Source organism: Streptomyces afghaniensis (genome assembly GCF_044327915.1).
Classification (GTDB): Bacteria; Actinomycetota; Actinomycetes; order Streptomycetales; family Streptomycetaceae; genus Streptomyces; species Streptomyces afghaniensis.
In genome coordinates this window covers 1-17,381 of record NZ_JBIRGJ010000003.1, presented here as the reverse complement: position 1 = coordinate 17,381, position 17,381 = coordinate 1, and the positions used below count along the sequence as shown (strand labels likewise).

Below are 17,381 nucleotides of genomic sequence, written 5' to 3'. Positions count from 1 at the left end.
CGCACGGACGGGCGAGACCAGGGCAAAGTCTACCGGCGACCCTCCTCGTCCTGGGGGGCCTCTCTGCGACGGGACCGGGGGAGGACCCGCAGGGCGTCCCCTATGTCCGCTACCTCCAGCACCTTCATGCCCGAGGGAATCTTGCCCGGGTCGCCCGGTACGAGGGCGTGTGTGAAGCCCAGACGGTGGGCTTCTGCCAGCCTGCGCTGCACGCCGGTGACCCGTCTCACTTCACCCGCGAGACCGACTTCCCCGATCGCGACGAGGTTCTTGGGGAGAGGTGTGTCACTCGCGGCGCTGGCCAGGGCGAGGGCGACGGCCAGGTCCGCGGCGGGCTCCGAGAGCTTCACACCGCCGACCGTCGCCGAGTAGATGTCCCGCTTGCCCAAGGCGCTGATCCGGCCGCGCTGTTCCAGCACGGCGAGCATCATCGAGACGCGGGAGGTCTCCAGGCCCGAGGTGGTGCGGCGCGGGGAGGGGATCTGCGAGTCGACCGTGAGCGCCTGGACCTCGGCGACCAGCGGGCGGCGGCCCTCCAGGGTGACGGTCAGGCAGGTGCCCGGGACCGGTTCGGCCCGACGGGTCAGGAAGAGTCCGCTCGGGTCGGCCAGGCCCGTGATGCCCTCGTCGTGCAGCTCGAAGCAGCCGACCTCGTCGGTGGTGCCGTAGCGGTTCTTGACGCCTCGGACGAGCCGGAGGCGGGCGTGCCGGTCGCCCTCGAAGCTCAGGACCACGTCCACGAGGTGCTCCAGGAGGCGCGGGCCCGCGATGGCGCCGTCCTTGGTGACATGGCCCACGAGCAGCGTGGACATGCCGCGCTCCTTGGAGGCCCGGATCAGGGCTCCGGCGACCTCCCGCACCTGGGCCATGCCGCCGGGCGCGCCGTCGATCTCCGGTGAGGCCACCGTCTGCACCGAGTCCATGATCAGCAGCGACGGCTTCACCGCGTCCAAGTGGCCCAGCACCGCCGCCAGATCCGTCTCCGCGGCCAGGTAGAGGTGGTCGTCGATGGCGCCGATGCGGTCGGCGCGCAGCCGGACCTGGCTCGCGGACTCCTCGCCTGTGACGTACAGCGTGCGGTGCTCGTCGCTCGCCGACTTGGCCGCCACGTCGAGCAGCAGCGTCGACTTGCCGACACCCGGCTCGCCCGCGACCAGCACGACCGCGCCGGGGACGAGTCCGCCGCCGAGCACGCGGTCCAGCTCGGGCACGCCGGTGGGGCGGGCGGTGGCCTGGCGGCCGTCCACCTGGCCGATGGGCAGGGCGGAAGTGGTGACCCGGCCCGGCGTCGTCGTACGGACCGCGGGCGCGCCGTACTCCTCGACCGTCCCCCAGGCCTGGCACTCGGGGCAGCGGCCGAGCCACTTCGCCGTCTGCCAGCCGCACTCCGTGCAGCGGTAGGACGGGCGGTCCTTGGTGGTCTTCGTACGGGCAGCCATGGACGAAACCGTAGCCGTCGGCACTGACAACGCGGGGGCCGACCTGGGCGGCCACCTGTGCGCCAGGGCCCCGCCACCCCGCGCCAGCGCCGGAACCACTGGTTCATGTCCCCGATTGAGGGATCGTTTCACCCGTACGGATTAAATGTGCTCAAGCCGCCGTAAGGTGTCACTCCCGGACCCCTACGGTCGCCGAATGATGAGCAGTACTCCGGAGATCTCGACCCGCTCCACCCGCACGGCCGGCCCGCACCGGGCGCACCGGGAAGCGCGTGACCGCGGGGCGGCGCGCACGCTGGCGCAGCGGCCGCCCGCGCGCTACGAGCCCTACCTGGACGGCCTGTTCACCTACTGCCTGTCCGTGCTGTGCGACCACGACGCCGCGACCGCGGCCCTGGGCGACGCCCTCGCCCTCGCCGAACGCCGCGGCAAGCACGTCCCCGACGCCCCCGCCGACCGCCGGGCGTGGCTGTACGCGCTGGCCCGCTGGGCGTGCCTGCGCAAGCTGGCCGAGGCCAAGCAGAAACGTCAGAGCAGCCACGCCGCCGGCCGCACGCAGCCCGCCGGCCGGCCGTCCGGCCCGGACGTCTCCGAGGAGGTCCAGGAGCGGCGGCGGCAGGAACTGGCCCTGCTGGCCTGGCCGGAGGCCGCCGGCACCGCCCCGGAGCAGCGCGAGGCGCTCGAACTGGCCGTGCGCCACCACCTCGCCGCCCACGAGGTCGCCGCCGTCCTGGGCATGGACCTGGCCGCCGCCCGCGACCTGCTCGCCTCCGCCGCCTGCGAGGTCGAACGCACGCGTGCGGCCCTCGCCGTCGTCGAGACCGGGGCGTGTCCGAGCGTCGCGCACCTCGTCGGCGACGACCGGCCCGTGCTCGGCACGGCCCTGCGCCGCGAGCTCGTCCGGCACGTCGACGACTGTCCGCGCTGCCGCCGCACCGCCGAGCGCGCCATCCCCGGCCGCTGGCCCGGCACCAGCGTCACACCCGCCGAACTGCCCGTCCTGTCCGCCCCGCGCGCGGCCCTGCACGTCGCCATGGGCCGCCACGCACGCGCGCGTGGCGCCGGACCCCGCTTCGACCGGCGCGGCTTCCCGATGGACCCCAAGGACCGCGCCGCCCGAAGGGACCGACTTCGCGCGCGTGCCGTCACGACGACCGTCGTCGCCACCGTCGTGGCCGCCCCCGTGCTCGCCCTGTGGGCCGCCTACCGGGGCACCCCCGTCGGCGAGGCCCAGGACGGCCGCTCCGCCTCCGCACGCGAGGCGGACGACCCGTTCGCCCTGGACGGCGAGATGGCAGGCGGCGGCTACGAGAACACCGGCAACGCGAGCACCAGGCCCGGCCCCCGCTTCCGCAAGGACGGCAAGGCCGACGTCTCCGTGGAGGTCCTCGGCGTCGCCGGCGCCGGCCGTACGAGCACCCTGGACGTCACGGCGGACAACAGCGGCGACACCACACTCGTCACCCTGACCGCCACGGGCCCGGCCCCGGTCCGCTGGTCCGCGTCCACGGGAGCGCATTGGCTCTACCTGAGCCAGTCGTCGGGAACGCTCCGGCCCGGGGAGTCGTTGACGATCAAGGTGTACGTCGACCATCTGCGGGAGCCCGCCGGCCCCTGGCACGCGCAGGTGGCGGTCGCACCGGTGGGCGCCGTCGTCCATATCTCGGGCTACGGCACCGCGCCCAGCCCCTCGGGCCCCGGCCCGCGCCCGGACCCCCACCCCAGTGACCCGGGCGATCCGCCTCCGCCCCAGCCCGACCCGACGCCCCCGACCTCGGCCCCACCGGACCCGGCGCCGACCACCCCGCCCCCGTCACCCGACCCGGACCCCACACCCACGGACCCGGACCCGTCGGACCCGACGGACTCGACGCCCCCGCCCTCGGACGGCGACGACCCGAGCCCGTCCACGTCCTAGGCGGTCAGCCGGCCGGATCCGCAGGATGCGGTGCCAGCAACGGCAGCTGCGAAGCGAGCCGCTCCTCGCACAGTTCGACCAGCCGGTCGTAGCCGGCCTTGCCCATCAGTTCGATCAGCTCCGGGCGGTAGGAGACGTACACCGGCTCGCCCGCGCCGTGCGCCGAGGTCGCCGAGGTGCACCACCAGTGCAGGTCGTGACCGCCCGGCCCCCAGCCGCGGCGGTCGTACTCACCGATCGACACCTGGAGCACGCGCGTGTCGTCGGGCCGGTCGATCCACTCGTAGGTCCGCCGCACCGGCAGCTGCCAGCACACGTCCGGCTTGGTCTCCAGCGGCTCGCGGCCCTCCTTCAGGGCGAGGATGTGCAGCGAGCAGCCCGCGCCGCCCGGGAAGCCGGGCCGGTTCTGGAAGATGCACGAGCCCTGGAAGGGGCGCGTCTGCCGGTCGCCGTCCTCGTCCTCGGAGACCCAGCCGTTGCTCGTGCCCTCGGCGTGGTGCTGCCAGATGTCCGGAGTGAGCCTCGCCACATGCTCGGCGACCCGCTTCTCGTCGTCCTCGTCGGAGAAGTGGGCACCCAGCGTGCAGCACCCGTCGTCCGCGCGGCCGGCCTGGATGCCCTGGCAGCCGCTGCCGAAGATGCAGTTCCAGCGAGAGGTCAGCCATGTCAGATCGCAGCGGAAGACCTGCTCGTCGTCCGCCGGATCAGGAAACTCCACCCACGCGCGGGCGAAGTCGAGTCCCTTCTCGTCGGGACCCTTCTCGCCGGAGCGCGGAACGCCCGGTGATTTGTCGCGCTTCGCCTTTTTCGTCTTTGGCACGAGTCCAGGGTACGGGCCTTGTACCCACACCGAGGACGGCGGACGGCACGGCTGGCAGTAGCGTTCCGTACATGAGACTCGGTGTCCTCGACGTGGGATCGAACACGGTGCATCTGCTCGTGGTGGACGCGCACCCCGGCGCGTGCCCGTTGCCCGCGCACTCGCACAAGGCGGAACTGCGCCTCGCCCAGCTCCTCGACGACGACGGCGCGATAGGCCCCCAGGGCGTCGACCGGCTGGTGTCGGTCGTCCAGGAGTCGCTCCAGGCCGCCGAGGACAAGGGCGTCGAGGACCTCCTGACGTTCGCCACCTCCGCCGTGCGCGAGGCCCGCAACGCCGACGACGTCCTCGCGCGCGTGCGCACCGAGACCGGCGTCGAGCTCCAGGTCCTCACCGGCGAGGAGGAGGCCCGCCTCACCTTCCTCGCCGCCCGCCGCTGGTTCGGCTGGTCGGCCGGGAAACTGCTGGTCCTGGACATCGGCGGCGGCTCCCTGGAGATCGCCTACGGCATCGACGAGGAGCCCGACACGGCCGCGTCCCTGCCGCTGGGCGCCGGGCGCCTCACCGCGGGCTGGCTGCCCGGCGACCCGCCCGCCCCGGACGACGTCCGGGCCCTGCGCCGCCACGTCCGGACCGAGGTCGCCCGCACGGTCGGCGAGTTCAGCCGCTTCGGCCCGCCCGACCGCGTCGTCGCCACGTCCAAGACCTTCAAGCAGCTCGCCCGCATCGCCGGCGCGGCCCGCTCCGCCGAGGGCCTCTACGTCCAGCGGGAACTCAAGCGGGAGTCCCTGGAGGGCTGGGTCCCGAGGCTGGCCGGCATGACGGAGGCGGAACGGGCCGAGCTCCCGGGCGTCTCGGAGGGCAGGGCGGGCCAGCTGCTGGCGGGCGCCCTGGTGGCCGAGGCCGCGATGGACCTCTTCGGCGTCGAGCGCCTGGAGATCTGCCCGTGGGCCCTCCGGGAGGGCGTGATCCTGCGCCGCCTGGATCACATGGAGTCGGTGTGACCGAGAGCGAGGGCCCAAAGCCGCACCCGTCTATGGCAAACACCACAACGGCGAACAGGCACCCCGCTCCACCCCGACCACACCCCGTAATCTGTCCTGCATGGCAGAGCCAGCCGTAAGGATCCCGGACGCGAAGGTCGCCCTGTCGACGGCCTCGGTCTACCCGGAGTCGACGGCCACGGCCTTCGAGATCGCCGCGCGCCTGGGCTACGACGGGGTCGAGGTCATGGTCTGGACCGACCCGGTCAGCCAGGACATCGAGGCCCTGCGCAGACTCAGCGACTACCACCAGATCCCGGTCCTGGCCGTCCACGCCCCCTGTCTGCTCATCACGCAGCGCGTCTGGTCCACGGACCCCTGGACCAAGCTCCAGCGGGCCCGCGCGGCGGCCGAGAAGCTCGACGCGAGCACGGTCGTCGTCCACCCCCCGTTCCGCTGGCAGCGCCAGTACGCCAGGGACTTCGTCGCCGGCATCTGGCGCATGGCGAACGAGACGGACGTACGGTTCGCCGTCGAGAACATGTACCCCTGGCGCTACCGCGACCGCGAGATGCTGGCGTACGCCCCCGACTGGGACGTGACGAAGGACGACTACCGCCACTTCACGATCGACCTCAGCCACACCGCGACGGCCCGCAGCGACGCGCTGGCCATGGTCGACCGCATGGGCGACCGCCTGGGCCACGTCCACCTCGCCGACGGCAGGGGCTCGGCCAAGGACGAGCACCTCGTGCCCGGCCGCGGCACCCAGCCCTGCGCCGAGGTGCTGGAGCGGCTCGCCCTGACGGGCTTCGACGGGCACGTCGTGATCGAGGTCAACACCCGCCGGGCCATGTCCGGCGCGGAGCGCGAGGCCGACCTGGCGGAGGCACTGGCCTTCACGCGCCTGCACCTCGCCTCGGCGGTGAAGGTGCCGAGGCGATGAGCGACGTGCCCCCGGCCGGCACCGGCCCGGGCACGGGGGCCACCGCCCGCCGCCGGGGCCGCCCGCCGCGCACGGAGTCGGCCGACACCAGGGACCGCATCCTGACCGCCGCCCGTGAGGAGTTCTCCGAGCGCGGCTACGAGAAGACGTCCGTACGCGGCATCGCCAAGGCGGCCGGGGTCGACTCGGCGCTCGTGCACCACTACTTCGGGACGAAGGAGCAGGTCTTCGAGGCGGCGATCACCCTGTCCTTCGGACCCGCCCTGGACGCGCCGAAGGCCATCGAGGAGGGCCCGCTCGACGGTGTCGGGGAGCGCCTGGCCCGCTTCTTCTTCGGCGTCTGGGAGAACCCGGCGACCCGCGCGCCCCTGCTCGCCATCGTCCGCTCCGCCGTCACCAACGACACGGCGGCCGCCGTCTTCCGCCGTATCGTCGCCACCCAGGTGCTGCGCCGCATCGCGGGACGACTGGACCTGCCGGACGCCGAACTGCGGGCCGAGCTCGCCGCCGCCCAGCTCGTGGGCACCGCGATGCTGCGGTACGTGATCAAGGTCGAGCCCCTGGCCTCGGCGGACCCCGAGCAGATCATCGCGCGCCTGGCACCGGTCGTGCAGGGCCACCTCACCGGGTCCTGAACCGCCGCCGACCGAGACATGCATCCCGTATTCCGGACACTCCGTCCCGCCCTCTGGATGACCGGCGTACGCTCGGTAGCAGTCAGAAATCTCCGAATCCTCTGACGCAGTCTCTGAAGGAGCGAGCGACGATGCCCGAGCTGAGGTCCCGCACAGTCACCCACGGCCGCAACATGGCGGGCGCCCGCGCCCTTATGCGCGCCTCCGGTGTACCGGGTGCGGACATCGGCCGCAAGCCGATCATCGCGGTCGCCAACAGCTTCACGGAGTTCGTGCCGGGCCACACCCACCTCCAGCCGGTGGGCAGGATCGTCAGCGAGGCGATCGTCGAGGCCGGCGGCATCCCGCGCGAGTTCAACACGATCGCCGTCGACGACGGCATCGCCATGGGCCACGGCGGCATGCTCTACAGCCTCCCCTCCCGCGACCTGATCGCGGACAGCGTGGAGTACATGGTCGAGGCCCACTGCGCCGACGCCCTGATCTGCATCTCCAACTGCGACAAGATCACCCCGGGCATGCTCAACGCGGCCCTGCGCCTGAACATCCCGACGGTCTTCGTCTCCGGCGGCCCGATGGAGTCCGGCCGGGCCACGCTCGTCGACGGCACGGTCCGCACGCTCGACCTGGTCGACGCGATGTCCGAGGCCGTGAACGAGAAGATCTCGGACGAGGACATCCTCCGCATCGAGGAGAACGCCTGTCCGACCTGCGGTTCGTGTTCCGGCATGTTCACCGCCAACTCGATGAACTGCCTGACCGAGGCCATCGGCCTCTCCCTGCCCGGTAACGGCTCGGTCCTGGCCACCCACACCGCGCGCAAGCAGCTCTACGTCGACGCGGCCAACACGGTCATGGACATCACCCGCCGCTACTACGAGCAGGACGACGAGACGGTCCTGCCGCGCAACGTCGCCACCTTCGCGGCCTTCGAGAACGCGATGGCCCTCGACATCGCGATGGGCGGCTCGACCAACACGATCCTGCACCTGCTGGCCGCGGCCCAGGAGGCAGGCGTCCCCTTCGGCCTGGAGGAGATCGACGCGGTCTCCCGCCGCGTCCCCTGCCTGGCCAAGGTGGCGCCGAACGTCGCCAAGGACCGCACGTATTACATGGAGGACGTGCACCGCGCCGGCGGCATCCCCGCCCTCCTCGGCGAGCTGCACCGCGCGGGCCTGCTCAACGAGGACGTGCACGCGGTCCACAGCCCGTCCCTGTCCGACTGGCTGAAGACCTGGGACGTGCGCGGCGGTTCCCCGTCCCCCAAGGCGGTCGAGCTGTGGCACGCGGCCCCCGGCTGCGTCCGCTCCGCCGAGGCCTTCTCCCAGTCCGAGCGCTGGGAGGCCCTCGACGAGGACGCCGAGGGCGGCTGCATCCGCTCCGTCGAGCACGCGTACTCCAAGGACGGCGGCCTCGCGGTCCTCAAGGGCAACCTCGCGGTCGACGGCTGCGTGGTGAAGACGGCCGGCGTCGACGAGTCGATCTGGACCTTCGAAGGCCCGGCGGTCGTCTGCGAGTCGCAGGAGCAGGCCGTCGAGAAGATCCTGCTGAAGCAGGTCAAGGAGGGCGATGTCGTCGTCATCCGCTACGAGGGCCCCAAGGGCGGCCCCGGCATGCAGGAGATGCTCTACCCGACCTCGTACCTGAAGGGCCGCGGCCTCGGCAAGACCTGCGCCCTGATCACCGACGGCCGCTTCTCCGGCGGCACGTCCGGCCTGTCGATCGGCCACGCCTCGCCCGAGGCGGCCGCCGGCGGCACCATCGCCCTCGTCGAGGACGGCGACCGCATCCGCATCGACATCCCGAACCGCACCATCGAGCTCCTCGTCGACGACGCCGAGCTGGCCCGCCGCGAGCAGGCGCTGAACGGCGTGTACGCCCCGAAGAACCGCGACCGCAAGGTGTCGGCGGCGCTGCGGGCCTACGCGGCGATGGCGACGAGCGCGGACAAGGGCGCGGTGCGAGACGTCACGAAGCTGGGCTGAGCACTCCACGCACAAGGGCCGCCCCGGTCTCCCGGGAGCGGCCCTTCCGCATACGCACTACCACCCCGACGGATCACGTCCGTTCACGGCGAAGACGGACCCGTCCGGCGCACCGGCATAGACACGGTCGCCCACGAGCACGGGCTCGGGAAGCGCGGCCGGCACCCGGTCCGACCGTTCGCCCAGCCGCGGGGACGTCTGCCCGACGAGCTTCCCGCGCCGCGCGTCGACGGCGAGCAGCCGCCCGTCCGGCGCGGTGACGTACACGTAGCGGTCATCGGCGACCGGCGTCGACCCCCGGACAACCCCCGTCTCCAGACTCCACCGCTGCCTGCGCGCCTCCAGATCGACGGCGACCAGCGCACCGCCCGTCGCCATGAGGTGCACGACGTCCCCGTGCACACTCCCCTCCGCCTGCTGCAACGGAATGCGCAACGGCACCCGCACACTCGCCCGGCGCCGCGGGTCGTAACGGACCACGGTCCGAGCCTCCCCGCGCACGGCGTCGACCGCCACGAACACGACCGCCCCGTCCACAGCCCCGAGAGGCTGCAACGCCCCCTCCAGCCGCGCGTCCCACCGCACGTCGCCCGTGCCCGGATCCACCGCCGTGACCGTCGTGCCGGACCCGTCGCCGGACACACTCGCCGCGTACGCCAGCGGATCCCCGGGGAACGAGACGAAATACGGCACGTCCTGCCCCGGAATCCGATGACTCCACTTCACCTCACCCGAGGCGCTCTCCACCCCGCTCACAGTCCCGTCGGCCGCCGTGAGCAGCAGCATGCCGCCGACGGCCCGCAGCCCCCCGTACGCGGGCAGCTCCTGCCGCCGCTCCACGTCACCCGAACCGGGATCGAGCATCGTCACCCGCCGCCCCTGGCCCAGCCCGGCCGGCACCAGCCCGCCCGACACGACCGGAGCCCCGCTCGGCGGCCCGCTCGCGGCGACCCCGTCCAGGGGATGCCGCCACAGCAGCCGCCCGTCGACAGGATCGAGAGCGAAGACCAGCCCGGTCTGCGCACACAGCAACTTCCCCGCCCCGTACGCACACTGAGGCATGCTTGCCCCGGACAACGGCGGCGCCTCCCACGCCGAGAACGCGGCCGCCGTGGTCCGCGGCGCGGTGACCTCGGGCGCAGGACTCCCGCCCGCGAGGAGCGGAACGGCCGCCAGCACACCGACGACGGCCAGCCCGAGAGCCCCCGCACCGAGGGCGGCCCGCTTGCCGAGCCGCAGCCTGGACCGACGCGACGGCTCCTCGACCCCGGACGGGTCGGCGGCAGAGACCCCGCCGCCCTGCTCCGCAACAGCCGCCTCCTCCTCCACCTCGTCGACCCGCTGGGCCGGTATGAACGCCTGCGTGTCGTACGAGGCCGCCACCGACCGCAACTCCCGCATCAACTCGTCGGGAGAGGGCCGGTCCTCGGGCTCCTTGGCGAGACACCGCAGCACGAGCGGCGCCAGCTCTTCCGGTACACCGGCCAGCTCGGGCTCGTCGTGCACCACCTGGTAGGCGACGACGTACGGACTGTCGGAGTCGAACGGCCCGCGCCCGGTGGCCGCATGCACCATCACGGACCCGAGGGCGAACACGTCGGCGGCCGGCCCGACTTCCCTGGGCCGCCGGAACTGCTCCGGCGCCATGAAGGGCGGCGTGCCGATCAGCTTCCCGGTCTCGGTCCGCAACTCGCTGTCTTTCGGCCGTGAAATGCCGAAGTCGATGACCTTCGGCCCGTCCTCGGCGAGCAGCACGTTGCTCGGTTTCAGGTCCCGGTGCACGACCCCGACCCGGTGGATGTCACGCAGCGCCTCGGCGAGCCCGGCCATCAGCCGACGCAGCTGCGCCGGGGCCATGGGCCCGTTCCGCTTCACCTCCTGGGCCAGCGTCGGACCCGGAATGAACAGCGTGGCCATCCAGGGCCGTCCCGCCTCGGGATCGGCATCCACGACGGGCGCGGTGAAAGCCCCGCTGACCCGCCGCGCCGCTCCGACCTCCTGCCGGAAACGGCCCCTGAACTCGGGGTCCTTGGCGAACTCCGCATGCACGACCTTCACGGCGACCTTCATCCCGGACGTGCTCCGGGCCAGATGGACGACGCCCATGCCGCCCGAGCCCAGACAGGACTCCAGTCGGTAGTGACCGGCGTACTCAGGAAGTTCCGCTTCCGGGCCCGCTCCGACGTTCCGCTGTGGCGCCATGGGACCACCCCCGTGCTGTTCGTCCGCGCGCGCGACGCACGGAGCCTAGTCGATGACTCGTACGGGACAGAGGCGGCTTGCTAGCCTCCGCTGGCGAGTCACGCACAGGTGTTTGATGGCGTGATTCAGGGGAATCAACGGGATCCCATGGCAGCCATGGGATCAACGGGGGAGGTTTTCATGTCAGTAGAAGAGGCCGAGCGCGGCATACACGAGACCGGCAAGCCGCTGGTCACCACGCTGGCCGCGGCGGCCACGTACTTCTCGACCGCACCGGGCGTCCGCCTCAACGTCCGCAGCGGTCCCGGCACCGGCTACCCGATCGTCAAGGTCCTGGCCGAGGGCTCCCGAGTCCCGATCCACTGCCAGACACCCGGCACCACGGTCACGGGCCCCTACGGCACGACGAACATCTGGGACAACATCGCGAGCGGCCAGTACGTCTCGGACGCCTACGTGAACACGGGCAGCGACGGCTACATCCGCCCGCGCTGCGGCTGACCTGCGGCAGCTGAGCCGAGACGCGCGCACCCGCCGACACACGGAAGGGGACGTGTCGGGGGGTGTCCGCCCGCAGCGGTTGGCGCGTCAACGCCAGTCGGTCGGTACGCAACCCCATCGCGCCGTTCCGAGGACGGACACCCTCCGGCGCGGCCCCGACCCACCACCGGCGAGCAGGCGCAAGCGCGCACCCCCACCGAAGCAGCCACAGACCACACCAGCCAAGCCATAATCGACCGGTGAGCGCAGAGAACGGCCCCCTCGCCCCCCGCCCCGAGCCGATCCGCTTCTTCGGCACGACCTGGCTGAACCACGACAACGGCTACACCGCCCGCCGCATGGGTGTCGCCCTCGGCTCGCTGGCCACCGCAGTCGCCTCCTGCCTCGTCCTCCGCCTCGCCTACGAGGGCCTCCAGATCGCCGCGATCGGCAGCTTCGTGACCCTGCTCATGGTCGTGATGTTCGCGGTTTGCAGCGCGATGGCCTTCCGCCACACCTGGGACGGCTTCACCCGCCGCCCCGACCCCGACCGCCAGGCCTCCCTCCGCTCCCTCCTGACCATCGGTTTCGTCGGCTCCCTCCTCGCGTACTTCTTCCGCTCCCTCACCGAGGCCCCCGGCGAAAAGCTCCACCGCGAGGAGTACGAGGCAGCCCGCAAGCACCACGAGAAGCGCACGACCCGCCGCTCGGGCAACCCGTCGAAAAAGCGCCGCTCCGCGTAACTCCCCGGCCTCTCACCGGAATCTCACCGGCTCCCACCCCCACCCCGGCCACCATGGCCGTATGACCACACACTCCTCCGCCCACCACCCCACCCGCACCGCCCGCGCCCACTCCTTCAACACGGCCGCAGCCCAATACGCGGCCAACCGCCCCTCCTACCCCCCAGCCCTCTTCGACGCGATAGAAGCCCTGGCCGACCGGCCCCTCCCCGGCTCCCGCGTCGCAGACATCGGCGCCGGCACCGGCATAGCGACCGCCCTCCTCCACGCCCGAGGCGCGCACGTCATCGCCGTAGAACCGGGCGACGGCATGGCGGCCCAGTTCCGCAGCACCCTCCCCGACGTCCCGATCGTCCGCGGCACAGGCGACGACCTCCCCCTCGCCGACGCATCCCTCGACTTCGTCACCTACGCCCAGGCCTGGCACTGGACCGACCAGGCCCGATCCGTCCCGGAGGCCGTCCGCGTCCTGCGCCCCGGCGGCGCCCTCGCCCTCTGGTGGAACACCGAAGCCCTGGACGTCCCGTGGATCGCCGAAGCCGCCGCCCGCACGGAACGCCACTTCGACATCGACACGGCCGCCGAGCGACGAAACGTCCACGCCCGCGCCGCCGACCCCACCGGCCGCCTCGACTTCACCCGCCGCACGGTCCGCTGGAGCCGCCGCATCCCGGTCGACACCCACCTCGCCAACATCGGCAGCCACTCGGTCTTCCTCGTACACGGCGAGGAACACACGGCGGCCTTCCTGGCCGAGGAACGCGAGCACCTCCTCAAGGCCTTCCCGGACGGCATCGTCGAGGAGGTCTACGACGTGGTCCTCCTCCTGGCTAAGACCCCTGCTTGACGCACCCCGCCCCCAGGAGCGTTATTCATCACATGATGAATAACGCTCCTGACCCACCACGCCCCGGCACCCCCACAGGCACCACCGGCACCACCCCGGAACCCACAGCAACCAACACCAAGAACCCACCGGCCGTCCACGCCGAAAACCTCACCGTCACCCGCGGCCCCCGCAAGGTCCTGCGCAACCTCGCCTTCACCGTCCCCCGCGGCCAGATCACCGGCCTGCTGGGCCCCTCCGGTTGCGGCAAGTCCACCCTCATGCGCGCCATCGTCGGCACTCAGGCCAAGGTCACCGGCACCCTCGACGTCCTCGGCCACCCCGCCGGCCACCCCACCCTCCGCACCCGCATCGGCTACGTCACCCAGGCCCCGTCCGTCTACGACGACCTGACCGTCCGCCAGAACCTCGACTACTTCGCCGCGATACTCGACCCCGGCCGGCCCGCGGCCGACCGCCGCCACGACAACGTCACCCGCGCGATAGCCGACGTCGACCTCACCACCCACGCCGACGCCCTGGCCGGCAACCTCTCCGGCGGCCAGCGCAGCCGCGTCTCGCTGGCCGTCGCCCTCCTCGGCACGCCCGAACTCCTGGTCCTCGACGAACCGACCGTCGGCCTCGACCCGGTCCTGCGCCGAGACCTGTGGACCCTCTTCCACGACATCGCGGCGAGCCGCGGCGCGACACTCCTCGTCTCCTCCCACGTCATGGACGAGGCCGAGCGCTGCCACCGCCTCCTCCTCATGCGCGAGGGCGAACTCCTCGCCGACGACACCCCGGAGGCCCTGCGCACCCGCACCGGCACGGAGACGGTCGAGGAGGCCTTCCTGCACCTGGTGGACGAGGCCAAGGCCGCAGCCCGCACAAAGGAGACGACGCGATGACCCCCACGACCGGTCCCACGACCACTCCCACGGCCACCCCCACGATCACCCCGGCCCCACCACGACCGAGGGCCCTGAACCCCTCCCGAACCACCGCCACCGCCACCCGCGTCCTGCGCCAGCTGACCCACGACCCCCGCACCATCGCGCTGCTGATCCTCATCCCCTGCGTGATGCTGTTCCTGCTGCGCTACGTCTTCGACGGCAGCCCCCGCACCTTCGACAGCATCGGCGCCTCCCTGCTCGGGATCTTCCCGCTGATCACGATGTTCCTGGTGACCTCCATCGCCACCCTGCGCGAACGCACCTCGGGCACACTCGAACGCCTCCTCGCCATGCCCCTCGGCAAAGCCGACCTCATCGCCGGCTACGCCCTCGCCTTCGGCACCCTCGCGATCATCCAGTCCGCCCTGGCCACGGGCCTCGCGGTCTGGTTCCTCGGCCTCGACGTCACCGGCAGCGCCTGGCTCCTCCTCCTGGTGGCCCTCCTCGACGCCCTCCTCGGCACGGCCCTCGGCCTCTTCGTCTCGGCCTTCGCGGCCTCGGAATTCCAGGCGGTCCAGTTCATGCCGGCGGTGATCTTCCCCCAGCTCCTCCTCTGCGGCCTGTTCACACCCCGCGACAACATGCACCCGGCCCTGGAGGCCCTCTCCGACGTCCTCCCCATGTCCTATGCGGTGGACGGCATGAACGAGGTCCTCCACCACACGGACATGACCGCCACGTTCGTACGCGACATCCTGGTAGTCGCCGGCTGCGCCCTGCTGGTCCTCACCCTGGGCGCGGCGACCCTACGACGCAGGACGGCATAGGCCGGCAGCGCCGCCGGGGGCACCACCGACATCCCGCCCAACGGACACCCGAGCCGCCGGCCCCTCCCCGATGCGAGGATGTACCCCGGACGACGCACCCCCGGAGGCACCCCGCGCCATGACCCAGAAAGTCGCAGTCCTCGGCACCGGCAAGATCGGTGAAGCCCTGCTCAGCGGAATGATCCGAGCCGGCTGGACCCCGGCCGACCTCCTGGTCACCACTCGCCGCCAGGAACGAGCCGAAGAACTCCACACCCGCTACGGCGTCACCCCGGTCAGCAACCCCGAAGCCGCGAAGATCGCCGACACCCTGATCCTCACGGTCAAGCCGCAGGACATGGGCACCCTCCTCGACGAACTCGCCCCCCACGTCCCCGACGACCGCCTGGTGATCAGCGGCGCCGCCGGCATCCCCACCGCGTACTTCGAGGAACGCCTCGCACCCGGCACCCCGGTCGTCCGCGTCATGACGAACACCCCCGCCCTGGTCGACGAGGCGATGTCCGTCATCTCCGCGGGCACCCACGCCACCGCCGACCACCTGACCCACACCGAGGAGATCTTCGGCGCCGTCGGCAAGACGCTCCGCGTCCCCGAGTCCCAGCAGGACGCCTGCACGGCCCTCTCCGGCTCCGGCCCGGCCTATTTCTTCTACCTGGTCGAAGCCATGACCGACGCCGGCATCCTCCTCGGCCTGCCGCGCGACAAGGCCCACGACCTGATCGTCCAGTCCGCCATCGGCGCCGCGACGATGCTCCGCGACAGCGGCGAACACCCCGTCAAGCTCCGCGAGAACGTCACGTCCCCCGCCGGCACGACGATCAACGCCATCCGCGAACTCGAGAACCACGGCGTACGAGCCGCCCTCATCGCCGCCCTCGAAGCCGCCCGCGACCGCAGCCGCGCCCTGGCCTCCGGCAACAACACCTGAGCACGACGGGCGTCGGGGACGATCCGCCCCCGACGCCCGCACCACCTCACACCCTCAGCACGTCGGCCCCACCCGCGTCCGCCGCCGCTTCCGGCACGGCAGGCAGCAACCCGATCGCGCGATAAGCGGCATCCACCGTCGGCCGAGCCATCCCGCGAGCCCGCTCCGCACCGTCCCGCAGCACGCGCTCCACATAACCGGGATCCGCACACAACTCCTTGTGCCGCTCCTGCACGGGCCTGAGCACCTCGACCACAGCCTCAGCGGTGTCCTTCTTCAAGTCCCCGTACGACGCGTACGCGCCGCTCAGCTCCTCAGGACTGCCACCCGAGCACGCGGCGAGAATCTCCAGCAGGTTGGCCAGCCCTGGCCGGGCCTCCCGGTCGTACACGACCTCCCGCCCGCTGTCCGTCACGGCCCGCATGACCTTCTTACGCACCACGTCCGGCTCGTCCAGCAGATAGACGATCCCCGGCCCGACGTCATCGCTCTTGCCCATCTTCGACGTCGGATCCTGCAGGTTCATCACCCGCGCCGCCACCCCCGGACGCGTGGCCCGGGGCACCACGAACGTATGCCCGTACCGCTGGTTGAACCGCACCGCCAGATCCCGCGTCAGCTCCACGTGCTGCACCTGGTCGTCCCCCACGGGCACCTCATCGGCCGCGTACGCCAGGATGTCCGCCGCCATCAGCACGGGATACGTCAGCAGCGACAGCCGCACACTCCCGCCCCGCCGCTGCTCCCGCGCGGCCTTCTCCTTGTACTGGATCATCCGCCGCATCTCACCGTCGGTGGCCACACACTCCAGCACGTACGACAGCCGCGCATGCTCGTCCACATGGCTCTGCACGAACAGCGTGCAGAGCTCAGGATCCAGCCCGGACGCCAGCAGCAAGGTCGCCGCCTGCCGGCTCAGCCTGCGCACCCGCGCGGGATCGTGGTCCACCGTCAGCGCGTGCAGATCGACGACGCAGAACAAGGCGTCGGCCTCGCGCTGGTCGACGGCAGCCCAGCGCCGCATGGCTCCCAGGTAGTTCCCCAGCGTCAGATGCCCCGTCGGCTTGACCCCGCTGAAGACCCGTGTCATCTCTTCTCCATCTCATCGCCGGGACCGCCGCCCCGGCGGCCGTCCCTCGGTGGTCCTGGAGGGAGAAACGAGAACGGCCGCCGAAGCGGCGGCCGTTGAATGCATACGTGAGGACGGCCGCCGTCAGGCGGCCCACCACAGCTGGGTACACGTACGCGTCGTCACGCACCCCAGACTACGCCCCCGGGGTGCCGTCCGCCCTTGAGTTGACACGCCCAGACCCCATCCGTAGTGTTCTCCGAGTTGCCCGACGTGAGCGCCGACCCCGGTCGGTCCCCGGGCAGCCAATCCGCAAGTACCACCACTACTCGACGAAGTAGTTCTGTCGTCGTTTCATTGGCATGCGTATTTACGGAATGAGGAATCCACGTTCGAAAGGACGCGGCCCCCGATTGGCTCGGGAGCCAGGGAATCCGCTAAAGTCTCACTCGTCGGAACGGCCCAACGGCCGCGAAGACAAACCCTGCTGACAGGGAATCGGGCCCGAAAGGATCTGATAGAGTCAGAACCGCCGGAAAGGGAAACGCGGAAGCGGGAACCTGGAAAGCACCGAGGAAATCGGGTCGAGAAAAGATCTGATAGAGTCGGAAACGCAAGACCGAAGGGAAGCGCCCGGAGGAAAGCCCGAGAGGGTGAGTACAAAGGAAGCGACCGTTCCTTGAG

At 71.7% G+C, this 17,381-nt stretch carries 15 protein-coding genes; 11 read left to right on the top strand and 4 right to left on the bottom strand.

What is annotated here, in order from left to right:
* Positions 1-29: 29 nt before the first annotated feature.
* Positions 30-1,439 carry a DNA repair protein RadA gene (radA, locus tag ACH4G3_RS10635; protein ID WP_397624124.1) on the bottom strand — a complete coding sequence of 470 codons (1,410 nt, stop codon included), beginning with the start codon at positions 1,437-1,439 and terminating at the stop codon, positions 30-32.
* Positions 1,440-1,635: 196 nt separating this feature from the next.
* On the opposite strand from radA, the gene ACH4G3_RS10630 reads away from it, so the two are divergent.
* A complete protein-coding gene (locus ACH4G3_RS10630) occupies positions 1,636-3,357 on the top strand; it encodes a BACON domain-containing protein (protein ID WP_397624123.1) in 1,722 nt (573 codons plus the stop codon).
* 4 nt (positions 3,358-3,361) lie between these two features.
* Here the strand turns inward: ACH4G3_RS10630 and ACH4G3_RS10625 are convergent, their stop codons facing one another.
* Entirely contained in the window at positions 3,362-4,177 is an 816-nt protein-coding gene (locus tag ACH4G3_RS10625; RefSeq protein WP_397624122.1) for a DUF3109 family protein, read from the bottom strand.
* 71 nt (positions 4,178-4,248) lie between these two features.
* Between ACH4G3_RS10625 and ACH4G3_RS10620 the strand changes: the two genes are divergently transcribed.
* The 4 genes from ACH4G3_RS10620 to ilvD all read left to right on the top strand — a co-directional run bounded on the left by ACH4G3_RS10620 (position 4,249) and on the right by ilvD (position 8,726).
* Positions 4,249-5,181, top strand: coding sequence for a Ppx/GppA family phosphatase (locus ACH4G3_RS10620; RefSeq protein ID WP_397624121.1), 933 nt, complete (start codon positions 4,249-4,251; stop codon positions 5,179-5,181).
* 100 nt (positions 5,182-5,281) lie between these two features.
* Positions 5,282-6,106, top strand: a complete 825-nt coding sequence (locus tag ACH4G3_RS10615) for a sugar phosphate isomerase/epimerase family protein (protein ID WP_397624120.1) — start codon at positions 5,282-5,284, stop codon at positions 6,104-6,106.
* A complete protein-coding gene (locus tag ACH4G3_RS10610) occupies positions 6,103-6,741 on the top strand; it encodes a TetR/AcrR family transcriptional regulator (protein WP_397624119.1) in 639 nt (212 codons plus the stop codon). Before ACH4G3_RS10615 ends, ACH4G3_RS10610 begins: the two co-directional genes overlap by 4 nt.
* 131 nt (positions 6,742-6,872) lie before the next feature.
* The gene (ilvD, locus tag ACH4G3_RS10605) at positions 6,873-8,726 is read left to right on the top strand and encodes a dihydroxy-acid dehydratase (RefSeq protein ID WP_397624118.1); all 1,854 of its coding nucleotides are present in this window, start codon (positions 6,873-6,875) and stop codon (positions 8,724-8,726) included.
* Positions 8,727-8,783: 57 nt separating this feature from the next.
* On the opposite strand, the gene ACH4G3_RS10600 is transcribed toward ilvD, so the two are convergent.
* On the bottom strand, positions 8,784-10,928 hold the full coding sequence (locus ACH4G3_RS10600; RefSeq protein WP_397624117.1) for a serine/threonine-protein kinase: 2,145 nt from the start codon (positions 10,926-10,928) through the stop codon (positions 8,784-8,786).
* 180 nt (positions 10,929-11,108) lie between these two features.
* Between ACH4G3_RS10600 and ACH4G3_RS10595 the strand changes: the two genes are divergently transcribed.
* From ACH4G3_RS10595 to proC, 6 genes are all read left to right on the top strand, one after another.
* A complete protein-coding gene (locus ACH4G3_RS10595) occupies positions 11,109-11,429 on the top strand; it encodes an SH3 domain-containing protein (protein WP_397624116.1) in 321 nt (106 codons plus the stop codon).
* A gap of 239 nt (positions 11,430-11,668) precedes the next feature.
* Positions 11,669-12,151 (top strand): EamA/RhaT family transporter, encoded by a 483-nt coding sequence (locus tag ACH4G3_RS10590; RefSeq protein WP_397624115.1) that lies wholly within the window; start codon positions 11,669-11,671, stop codon positions 12,149-12,151.
* A 61-nt stretch (positions 12,152-12,212) separates the two neighbouring features.
* On the top strand, positions 12,213-12,998 hold the full coding sequence (locus ACH4G3_RS10585) for a class I SAM-dependent methyltransferase (protein ID WP_397624114.1): 786 nt from the start codon (positions 12,213-12,215) through the stop codon (positions 12,996-12,998).
* A gap of 32 nt (positions 12,999-13,030) precedes the next feature.
* Complete coding sequence (locus ACH4G3_RS10580) at positions 13,031-13,885, top strand: ABC transporter ATP-binding protein (protein WP_397624113.1); 855 nt, start codon at positions 13,031-13,033, stop codon at positions 13,883-13,885.
* On the top strand, positions 13,882-14,697 hold the full coding sequence (locus tag ACH4G3_RS10575) for an ABC transporter permease (protein WP_397624112.1): 816 nt from the start codon (positions 13,882-13,884) through the stop codon (positions 14,695-14,697). Before ACH4G3_RS10580 ends, ACH4G3_RS10575 begins: the two co-directional genes overlap by 4 nt.
* Before the next feature lie 118 nt (positions 14,698-14,815).
* A complete protein-coding gene (gene proC / locus ACH4G3_RS10570; protein ID WP_397624111.1) occupies positions 14,816-15,628 on the top strand; it encodes a pyrroline-5-carboxylate reductase in 813 nt (270 codons plus the stop codon).
* 46 nt (positions 15,629-15,674) lie between these two features.
* On the opposite strand, the gene trpS is transcribed toward proC, so the two are convergent.
* Positions 15,675-16,718, bottom strand: a complete 1,044-nt coding sequence (gene trpS, locus ACH4G3_RS10565; protein ID WP_397624110.1) for a tryptophan--tRNA ligase — start codon at positions 16,716-16,718, stop codon at positions 15,675-15,677.
* Positions 16,719-17,381: the final 663 nt, after the last annotated feature.